The sequence below is a fragment of the Serinicoccus sp. CNJ-927 genome, from assembly GCF_001942435.1.
GTDB classification, from domain to species: Bacteria; Actinomycetota; Actinomycetes; order Actinomycetales; family Dermatophilaceae; genus Ornithinicoccus; species Ornithinicoccus marinus.
This window is the reverse complement of sequence record NZ_MKKF01000032.1, coordinates 1-10,198: the sequence shown is the minus strand read 5'-3', so window position 1 is coordinate 10,198 and position 10,198 is coordinate 1. Positions and strand designations below refer to the sequence as shown.

Genomic DNA, 10,198 nt, shown 5'->3' with positions numbered 1-10,198 from the left:
CGCTGCCAGGCCTGAGTGACATCCTCGCGCCCGGGTGCTCGGCGAGCTCGGGGACGACCCCGAACGCTTCGCTGACGCCAAGTCTCGCAGGAACTACGCCGGCACCTCACCCCTGACCAAGGCCTCAGGCAAGAAGAAGATCGTGCTGGCCCGTTACATCCGCAACAAACGCCTGTACGACGCGATCGACCAGTGGGCCTTCTGCTCACTGAGCACCAGCCCCGGAGCCCGCGCCTACTACGACGAACGCCGCGCCGCGGACTACGAGCACCACGAAGCCCTACGCGCCCTGGGCAACCGATGGATCGGGATCCTGCACGGCTGCCTCAAACACCGCACCCCCTACGACGAACACACCGCCTGGGCCCACCGCCACCCCGCCGCAGCTTGACAAGCTAGACCCTGGGATATCTATGCCGGGTCCACCACCAGGGCGACGTCCTCGACGCTCAGGGTGTCGGCGTCGGCGAAGGACACCTCGCCGACGACCTTGCCGGCGGCACGCAGGTCGTCCAGGGCGGACCGGACGTGGTCGAGCTCGGTCCCCGGCCCGGCGACGGTCGCGGCCGAGATCTCGGTGCGCATCTTGACCTTGGCCTCCGACTTGGCCCGCCGGAGCCCCGCCAGGGCCTGCCCGACAGTGGTCAGCAGCGCGGCCGGGGCGTCGTCCGCGGCGCGGGAGAGCTCCTCGACCACGGGCCAGGGCTGGGCGTGCACCGAGCTGCCCTCCTCGTGCCACCAGGACCACACCTCCTCGGTCGCGAAGGACACGACCGGCGCGAGCAGACGCAGCTGCACCGACAGGGCCAGCCGGAGCGCGGCCCGTGCCGAGAGGGTCGCGGCGGAGGGGTCGGTCGTGGGGCCCTCGGCGCTGAAGGCGCCGCCGTAGGCACGCTCCTTGACCAGCTCGAGGTAGTCGTCGCAGAAACCCCAGAAGAAGGACTCGGTGACGTCCAGCGCGGTCGAGTAGTCCCAGCGCTCGTAGGCGTCGGTGGCCCGCCGGACCACGTCGGCCAGCCCGGCGAGCATGGCGCGGTCGAGCGGCTCGGTGACCAGCTCGGACTCCGCGGCGCCCTCCGGCAGCTCGCCGAAGGAGAGCACGAACTTGCTCGCGTTGAGCAGCTTGATCGCGAGCCGGCGCCCGACCTTGACCTGGCCGGGGTCGTCCACGGTGTCGACGCCCGGGCGGGCGGCGGCGGCCCAGTAGCGCACCGCGTCCGTGCCGTTCGCCTCGAGCATCCCCAGCGGCGTGGCGGCGTTGCCCTTGGACTTGGACATCTTCTTGCGGTCGGGGTCCAGGATCCAGCCGTTGAGGTAGGCGTCGGTCCACGGGACCGAGCCGTGCTCGTGGTGCGCACGCACGACCGTGGCGAACAGCCAGGTGCGGATGATGTCGTGACCCTGGGGCCGCATGTCGAAGGGGAAGATCGCCTCGAAGAGCTCGGCGTCGGACCCCTCGCCCCGGCCGCCCCGGGTGGGCCAGCCGCCGGCGATCTGCGGCGAGAGCGAGCTGGTCGCCCAGGTGTCCATGACGTCGGTGTCGGCGGTGAAGCCGCCCGGGGCGTCCCGCTGCTCCGCGGTATACCCCGGGGGCACGTCGTTCACGGGGTCGACCGGCAGGCTGGCCTCGTCGGCGACGAGCACCCGGTCGTGGTCGACCTCGCCGTGGGCGTCGACGGCGTACCAGAGCGGGAAGGGCACCCCGAAGAAACGCTGCCTGCTGATGAGCCAGTCGCCGTTGAGCCCCTCCACCCAGTTCGTGTAGCGGCTGCGCATGAACGCGGGGTGGAAGTCGATCTCCCCGCCGCGGGCGACGAGCGCGGCGCGCAGGTCCTCTTCCCGCCCGCCGTTGCGGATGAACCACTGCCGACTGGTGACGATCTCCAGCGGCTTCTCGCCCCGCTCGTAGAAGTTGGCCTTGCGCTGGGTCCGGGTGGGCTCGCCGTCGAGGTCCCCGCTCTCGCGCAGCGCCGCCACGGTGGCCTCGCGGGCCGAGTGCGTGGTCTTGCCCGCGAGCTGCTCGGCATACAGACCGTCGCCCGGGCCGCCCGCGACCCACGCCGGCGTCTCGGCCTGGAACCGGCCGCTGCGGGTGATGACCGACCGGGTCGGCAGGCCCAGCTCGCGCCACCACATCACGTCGGTCATGTCGCCGAAGGTGCAGCACATCGCGATGCCGGCACCCTTGTCCATCTCCGCCGCCGGGTGCGCGAGGACAGGCACCTCGACCCCGAAGAGCGGGGAGGTGACGGTGGTCCCGACCAGGTCGGCATACCGCTCGTCGTCGGGGTGCGCGACCAGCGCGACCACCGAGCAGATCAGCTCGGGGCGGGTCGTCTCGATGTAGACCGGGTCCTGACCCGCACGGTGGTAGGCCACCCGGTGGTAGGCACCCGGGTAGTCGCGCGCCTCGAGCTCGGCCTGGGCGACCGCGGTCTGGAAGGTGATGTCCCACAGCCCCGGAGCCTCGGACTGGTATGCCTCGCCGCGCGCGAGGTTGCGCAGGAAGGCCTGCTGGGCGACCGCGCGGGAGCGATCCTCGATGGTGCGGTACTGCACGTTCCAGTCGATGGCCAGGCCGAGACGACGGAAGACCTCCTCGAAGGCCTGCTCGTCGATGACCGTGAGCTCCTCGCACAGCTCGATGAAGTTGGCCCGGCTCACCGGCACCTGGTCGGCGGCCTTGAGGCTCTTGCCCTCACCGCCGCGCTGCGGCGGCGTGAAGTCGGGGTCGTAGGGGAGCGAGGCGTCCCCGCGCACGCCGTAGTAGTTCTGCACCCGCTTCTCGGTCGGCAGGCCGTTGTCGTCCCACCCGATGGGGTAGAAGACCTGCTTGCCGGTCATCCGGTGGTAACGGGCCAGGCAGTCGGCCTGGGTGTAGCCGAAGACGTGGCCAAGGTGCAGGGTCCCCGAGGCGGTCGGGGGAGGGGTGTCGACGGCGAAGATCTGCTCGCGCGGGCCGGCCAGGGCCGCCTCCCGGTCGAAGGCGTAGACGTCGGTGTCCTTCCATACCCCGACCCACTTCTCCTCCAGGCCGTCGACGGACGGCCGCTCGGGCAGCTGCGCCGGGCGGGAGGGAGCGATCTGACGGGTGCGGTCCATGCCCGGTATTGTCACAGACCGGACGAGCCCGGTTCGACCGGCGGGAGAGGGTCCCCAACGAGGACCGGACTCGCCGTGTTCCGGGATCGGGTCACGTTTTGGTCACGATCGGGGTATGTCGTTGACCATCCCCCCGATGTGGCTCACCGTGTGACGCATGTTGCGATCTATTCCCGTGTCCATGTCCGAAGCGGTCGAGGATCCTCAATGGATCATCACCCTGGAGGAGCGCGTCGACGCGTTCTTCACGAGCGCCGTGAAGTGGTCCGGCGAGATCATCTTCTTCGAGATCCCCGGCATCCCGATGCCCTTCGTCGTGATGTGGCTGCTCTTCGGGGCCGTCTTCATCTCCATCTACTTCGGTTTCATCCAGTTCCGCGGCATCAAGGTCGCGTGGGACACGCTGCGGGGGAAGTACTCCTCGCCCGACGATCCGGGTGAGATCCCGCACTACCAGGCCCTCACGTCCGCCGTGTCCGGCACCGTCGGCCTCGGCAACATCGCCGGTGTGGGTGCGGCGGTGACCCTCGGTGGTCCGGGCGCCACCTTCTGGATGGTCTTGGCCGGCCTCTTCGGCATGGCGACGAAGTTCGCCGAGTGCACGCTGGGTGTGAAGTACCGCGAGATCCGCGAGGACGGCACCGTCTCCGGCGGGCCGTTCAAGTACCTCCCCGTGGCCTTCAGCAAGTTCCCCAAGTTCCTCTCGGTGGCCCTCACCGGCCTTTTTGCCATCGCCATCCTCTTCTTCGGTGTCGGCGGCGGCAACATGCTCCAGGCGAACGAGACCTACACGGCCGTGCGCGGCGCGACGGGTGGGGACGACAGCTTCCTGGCCTCCACGACCGCGAACCTCGTCTTCGGTGTCGTGCTGGCCGCCGTCATCGGTCTGGTCATCATCGGCGGGATGAAGTCGATCGGCCGGGTCACGTCGACGCTGGTGCCGCTCATGGGTGGCATCTACGTGCTGGCCTGCATCATCGTCATCCTGACCAACATCCCGCAGATCCCGGCCGCGATCGGCGACATCCTGGGTGGTGCCTTCACCGCCGAGGGCGTCACGGGTGGCTTCGTCGGTGCGCTCATCGTCGGTCTGACCCGCTCGGCCTTCTCCAACGAGGCCGGGCTGGGCTCCGCCCCGATCGCGCACTCCGTCGTCAAGACCCGGCGTCCGGTCTCCGAGGGCTTCGTGGCGATGTTCGAGCCGTTCATCGACACCGTCCTCATCTGCACCATGACCGCGCTGACCATCGTCATCGCGGACACGCAGTTCTACAGCGACGCCAGGGCCGCCACCTTCGAGGACGGCCCCGAGTACGACTCGGAGTACCCCCTCTCCGGCGTGCAGATCACCTCGGCCTCGTTCGAGGAGCACATCAGCTGGTTCCCGGTGGTTCTCGCGGTCGCCGTGGCTCTCTTCGCGATCTCGACCCTCATCACCTGGTCGTACTACGGCCAGCGGGCGTGGAACTACCTCTTCGGTGACAACCGGGTCTCGACGCTGATCTACCGCTTCGTCTTCCTCGCCTTCACCGTCCTGGGGACGATCCTGAGCTTCGGCCAGGTGTTGAGCTTCGCCGACAACTTCCTGTTCGTCTGTGCCTTCGTCAACCTGCTGGGTGTCTTCATCCTGCTGCCGGTCATCAAGCGCGAGATGAAGGAGTACCTCGCCGACCGCAAGAGCGGGAAGCTCGCTGAGCTCGGCAAGCTGGACGCCGACAAGGAGATCGCTGTCGAGGAGCTCGCCGAGGCCAACCAGGTGCGCGACGACTCCGGTCAGAACCGTCTGGCCGACCCCGACGACGACGGCTTCGGTGCCGGCGGGGCCACCACCCCGCGCGACCGGCGCTGACGGGCATACCGCAACGGCGAGGGCCGGGAGCAGCCACGTGCTGCTCCCGGCCCTTCGCCGTCCGGGAGCTGCCAGCGTCCCGTCGACACCCCCAGCCAGAACGGCTCCAGAGTTCATGTGAACGCTGGAGCCGGTGACCTCCGGCGTGTCGGCGGGACGCACTCATCCGGCGCGGCGCCACGGCTGACCGGGGAAGTGCCCGGCGAACGCGGGCGGGGCGCTCGACGGCAGCGCCTTGACGTAGCCGCGCGCCGCCATCGCCCCCGCGACCCGGAGCACCGTAGCCCAGGGAGTGGCGTAGACATCCGTGGTCGTGACGACGATCACCCGCCACCCGTGGGCGTCCAACCACTCCCTCCGGGCGAGGTCGTGCTGCCACTGGCGTGGGTCGTCTGCGTGCTGGCGCCCGTCGTACTCGACGGCGATCTTCAGCTCGGGGTAGGCCAGGTCGAGACGGAACCGGTGAGTCTCGTCACCCACCTCGTGCTGCAGCACCGGCTCGGGCAGACCGGCGAGGACCAGCACCAGACGGGTGCGGGTCTCCATCGGTGACTCGGCTCCTACCCGGACGAGGGCGGCTGCCTGCGGGGCGAGCCGGGGCAGCCGGACCGCAGGCTCCGCCAGCGCGCGGTCCAGCTCCTGCACCGTCGTGGCCCGCCGGTGCACCAGCGAGTCACCGAGGACCACGAGGTCGACGCATGACAATGGCCCCGCGAGGTCGAGGAAGGTCTGTGCGGGCGCGGTGACCAGCAGACCATGCCGCCTGCGCACGGTCGCTGCTGCGTCGACGTGGCACTGCAGTCCCTGCCGCGAACGACGAGACTGTGCGTCGGGCACGGTCACGTGCGTCGTGGCCGTCTCCGGCACCACGCCGCCCCAGATCTGTGCCGCCGTCTGATGGCTCGCTGCGCACCGCGGGACCACGAGGGCGGCGCAGCGTCCCATCATCTCGGGGGTGAGCGGCACGTCGGCGGCCAGCCGCACGCTCCCGAAGACCGAGTGGAAGGAGGCGCCGTCCAGGTGGTGCTTGGTCAGCCCTGCGCTGAGCCCATCGGAGCGCAGGAAGGGTCGGGTGAGGTCGAGATCCATACCGGAGCACGGTGCCGCACCGGGCGCTACCCGCGCAGAAGTTGTCCACAGGTATGCCCACGGGGCCCCGATCGATCCTGCCGGCGCCGGTCCCAACCGGCTCCAGCGTTCATGTGGACGCTGGAGCCGCTCAGGTCGGGCGTGTCGCCGGGACGACGGGGGCGGGGTGGATCTCGCGGGTCAGCGCACCGGGGAGCCAGGTCCGAGGGGGAGTCCGACGGCATACCAGAGCACGAAGAAGGCCACCCAGCCGACGAGGATCGCGAGCGAGGCCGGCAGGGTCATCGCCATGAGCGTGCCGACGCCGGCGTCCTTCTTGTAGCGCTGCAGGTAGGTCAGCATGAGGGCGAAGTAGACGTTGAGCGGCGTGATGATGTTGGAGGCGGAGTCGCCGATCCGGAAGCCCATCTGCGCCACCTCGGGGGCGATCCCCAGCAGCATGAGCGCCGGCACGATGACCGGCGCCATGAGGGTCCACTGCGCCGAGCCGCTGGTGATGAACAGGTTGAGCACGTAGGTCATGAGCACGACCAGCAGGATGACGACGAGCGGCGGCACACCCAGGCTCTCGATGGCGTTCGCGCCGGAGACCGCGAGCACCGTGCCCATGTTGGACCAGCCGAACCAGGCGATGAACTGCGCGGCGGCGAAGAAGAGGACGAGCACGGGGGCCAGGTCGGACATGCCCTTGGCCATAAAGGTGGGCACGTCGCCCCACGAGGTGATCGTGCCCGCGACCCGTCCGTACGCGACGCCGGCGACGACGAACAGCCCGGCGATGAGGATGGACACGCTAAGGATCGCCGGCCCGGTGAGGATGGCACCGTCCTCGCCGCGCAGGGGCGAGCCCGGGATCGCGGTGATGATCGCGACGACGGCGAGGAAGCCGAGCGCCGCGAGGCCGCCCACCTTCAGCGCGCGCTTCTCGGTCTGGTCCAGCTCCGCGTCCTCGAGGCTCTCGAACTCCGTGTCAGCCGCCTGGTCGTCGTCGCCGGCCGCGTCCTCGCCCGCAGCGTCCCGGCCGGCCTCGTCCTCGTCGACGTCGCCGGCCTCGGAGTTCTCCGACCGCCACCCCTCGGCCTCCATCCGAGGGCTGACCCAGCGCTCGAAGACCACGGTGGTGATGACCGCCAGCAGGACCGAGGAGACGACGGTGAAGTAGATGTTGGCCAAAGGGGAGACGACGTAGTCCTCCTCCACCAGCTGGGCGGTCGTCGTCGAGATGCCGGCCAGCAGGGGATCGGTGGCGTTGATGATGAGGGAGGCGTTGAAGCCGGCGCTCACGGCGGTGAACCCCAGCCCGATGCCCACCAGCGGGTTGCGCCCCACGGCGAGGAAGGCCATCGCGGCCAGCGGTGGCAGGATCACGATGATGGCGTCCGAGGCGATGGACCCGGTGATGCCGGTCAGGGCGATGGCGAAGGTCAACCACCGGCCCGACACCGAGGTCACGACGAGCCGCACGGCGGCCATGATCATCCCGCTGCCCTCGGCAACGGCCACGCCGAGCATGACGACGAGCACGATCCCCAGCGGCGGGAAGCCGGTGAAGTTGCTGATCGACTCCACCACCATGCGGCGCAGGTTCTCCACCGTGAGCAGGTTCTCGATGGCGACCGGGGCGTCCTCGCCCGGGACCTGCACGCTGATCGGGGTCTGGCTGAGGACGGCGCTGAGCAGGGCGACGAGGATCGCGAGCCCGGTGAAGAGCCAGAACGGGTGGGGTATGCGGTTGCCCCAGCGCTCGATGAAGTCCAGGACGCCTCCCTGCCGGGAGCTGGTGCTACGGGCCTCTTCGTCCGTGTCCATGCCCTTCCTCTCTTTCCGCTACGGCAACGTAACTCAGACCGGGAGCACGTGCGCACCCGGCCCGCCGGTGGCCCGGAGTGCCGTCCTGGGTCGGCTAGCATGAAGGCACAGGCGTCCGAGCCGTCATCAGCGGCGAGCCTGCGGCAGAACGGCCACCGCGCACCAGCGGATGAGCTCACTAGACCCGCACGGGCCGGCCCGTCACAGCCGACACGAAGCGGCGCGGCGCGCACGCATACCTCTGGGGTATGCCTGACGCGACGCGCAGCGAGTGGTACCGCGGTGCCGACCGGGCTCATCCCCCGGGCAGCGTCGTCCTCGTGGCAGCAGAGCACGACTGACACGAGTCCGACGACGACGCACCAGGAGCAGGAGCCACCCCTCATGGCCTATCCCCGCACCAGCACCTCCGCCGACGCGCTGACCAGCTCGCCGCGCTTCCCGGAGATCGAGCAGGCCGTGCTGGCCTACTGGCGCGAGCACGGCACCTTCGCCAGGAGCGTCGAGCAGCGCGACGCCGGCGAGGACGGCGCCAACGAGTACGTCTTCTACGACGGGCCGCCGTTCGCCAACGGACTGCCGCACTACGGCCACCTGCTCACCGGCTACGTCAAGGACGTCGTGCCGCGCTACCAGACGATGCGCGGGCGCCGGGTCGAGCGGCGCTTCGGGTGGGACACCCACGGGCTGCCGGCCGAGCTCGAGGCGATGGACCAGCTCGGCATCAAGACCAAGGACGAGATCCTCGGCCTCGGCATCGAGGCCTTCAACGCCAAGTGCCGCGAGTCGGTGCTGAAGTACACCGACGAGTGGCAGGACTACGTCACCCGGCAGGCGCGGTGGGTCGACTTCGAGCACGACTACAAGACGCTCGAGGTCGACTACATGGAGTCGGTGCTCTGGGCGTTCAAGAGCCTCTACGACAAGGGCCTGGTCTACGAGGGCTTCCGGGTGCTGCCCTACTGCTGGAACGACCAGACGCCGCTGTCCAACCACGAGCTGCGGATGGACGACGAGGTCTACCAGGTGCGTCAGGACCCGGCGGTGACCGTCGGGGCGCGGCTGCTGCCCGGGCCAACCCCCGACGAGGTGCTGGACGGCGCGCTCGCCCTGGTCTGGACGACCACGCCGTGGACCCTGCCGGCGAACCTCGCGATCATGGTCGGCGAGGACATCGAGTATGTCGTCGTGCGGGCGCCCCTGCCGGGCTCCGGTGAGGGCGACGCCGACCAGCGCTACCTCATCGCGAAGGAGCGGCTCGCGACCTACGCCCACGAGCTCGGCGAGGATCCGGAGGTGCTCGGCACCTACACCGGTGCCGAGCTGACCGGCCGGTCCTACGTGCCGCCGTTCTCCTACTACGAGGGCTGGGAGCGCGCCCACCGGCTGGTCGTCGCGGAGTTCGTCACGACCACCGACGGCACCGGCCTGGTGCATACCGCGGGCGCCTTCGGTGAGGACGACAAGGTGGTCACCGACCGCGAGGGCATCGAGCCGGTCATGCCGGTCGGCCCGGACGGCGCCTTCACCGCCCCGGTGGAGGAGTACGCCGGGATGCTGGTCTTCGACGCCAACGCGCCGATCATGGACCACCTCAAGGCGGCCACCCGCAACCAGCTCGGCGGGGAGCAGCACGAGACCGGCTCGGTCACCGCGGGCACCGTGCTGCTGCGGCGCGAGTCCTACGGCCACTCCTACCCGCACTGCTGGCGCTGCAAGCAACCGCTGATCTACAAGGCGGTCTCTTCCTGGTTCGTCGAGGTGACGGCCTTCAAGGACGACATGCTGCGCACCAACCAGGAGATCACCTGGGTGCCCGAGCACATCAAGGACGGCCAGTTCGGCCGGTGGCTGGAGAACGCCCGCGACTGGTCGATCTCCCGCAACCGCTTCTGGGGCAGCCCGATCCCGGTGTGGCGCAGCGACGACCCGGCCTACCCGCGGATCGACGTCTACGGCTCCCTGGAGCAGCTCGAGGCCGACTTCGGCGAGCTCCCGCGCGACCGCGAGGGCAGCATCGACCTGCACCGCCCCTTCGTCGACGAGCTGACCCGGCCCAACCCCGACGACCCCACCGGCAAGAGCACCATGCGCCGGGTCGAGGACGTGCTCGACGTGTGGTTCGACTCCGGGTCGATGAGCTACGCCCAGGTGCACTACCCGTTCGAGAACGCCGACTGGTTCGAGCACCACTTCCCGGCGGACTTCATCGTGGAGTACATCGGGCAGACCCGAGGCTGGTTCTACACGCTGCACATCCTCGCGACCGCGCTCTTCGACCGGCCCGCCTTCTCGACCTGCCTGTCCCACGGCATCGTGCTCGGCAGCGACGGGCAGAAGATGAGCAAG

5 protein-coding genes and 1 pseudogene are annotated in these 10,198 nt (G+C 69.6%); 3 read left to right on the top strand and 3 right to left on the bottom strand.

Going from position 1 to position 10,198, the window contains the following annotated elements:
* A pseudogene (locus BJF86_RS09585) lies at nucleotides 1-391 on the top strand (transposase); the annotation flags it as partial.
* Between the two features lie 20 nt (nucleotides 392-411).
* On the opposite strand, the gene valS reads toward BJF86_RS09585, so the two are convergent.
* Nucleotides 412-3,102, bottom strand: coding sequence for a valine--tRNA ligase (gene valS / locus BJF86_RS09580; protein WP_075818549.1), 2,691 nt, complete (start codon nucleotides 3,100-3,102; stop codon nucleotides 412-414).
* A gap of 181 nt (nucleotides 3,103-3,283) precedes the next feature.
* On the opposite strand from valS, the gene BJF86_RS09575 reads away from it, so the two are divergent.
* Complete coding sequence (locus BJF86_RS09575) at nucleotides 3,284-4,951, top strand: alanine/glycine:cation symporter family protein (RefSeq protein ID WP_075818553.1); 1,668 nt, start codon at nucleotides 3,284-3,286, stop codon at nucleotides 4,949-4,951.
* Nucleotides 4,952-5,113: 162 nt separating this feature from the next.
* Here the strand turns inward: BJF86_RS09575 and BJF86_RS09570 are convergent, their stop codons facing one another.
* Both BJF86_RS09570 and BJF86_RS09565 read right to left on the bottom strand, forming a co-directional pair.
* Nucleotides 5,114-6,040 (bottom strand): endonuclease domain-containing protein, encoded by a 927-nt coding sequence (locus BJF86_RS09570; RefSeq protein ID WP_083652913.1) that lies wholly within the window; start codon nucleotides 6,038-6,040, stop codon nucleotides 5,114-5,116.
* Between the two features lie 180 nt (nucleotides 6,041-6,220).
* On the bottom strand, nucleotides 6,221-7,849 hold the full coding sequence (locus BJF86_RS09565; protein WP_075818547.1) for an AbgT family transporter: 1,629 nt from the start codon (nucleotides 7,847-7,849) through the stop codon (nucleotides 6,221-6,223).
* A gap of 384 nt (nucleotides 7,850-8,233) precedes the next feature.
* On the opposite strand from BJF86_RS09565, the gene ileS reads away from it, so the two are divergent.
* A partial coding sequence (ileS, locus tag BJF86_RS09560) for an isoleucine--tRNA ligase (protein ID WP_075818545.1) occupies nucleotides 8,234-10,198 on the top strand: 1,965 nt, incomplete at its 3' end.

What these genes read in the sequence shown, in the direction of transcription:
- BJF86_RS09570 (WP_083652913.1), bottom strand. Translation starts at nt 6,040, where the DNA reads ATGGATCTCGACCTCACCCGACCCTTCCTGCGCTCCGATGGGCTCAGC.
- BJF86_RS09565 (WP_075818547.1), bottom strand. Translation starts at nt 7,849, where the DNA reads ATGGACACGGACGAAGAGGCCCGTAGCACCAGCTCCCGGCAGGGAGGC.
- BJF86_RS09575 (WP_075818553.1), top strand. Translation starts at nt 3,284, where the DNA reads ATGTCCGAAGCGGTCGAGGATCCTCAATGGATCATCACCCTGGAGGAG.
- valS (WP_075818549.1), bottom strand. Translation starts at nt 3,102, where the DNA reads ATGGACCGCACCCGTCAGATCGCTCCCTCCCGCCCGGCGCAGCTGCCC.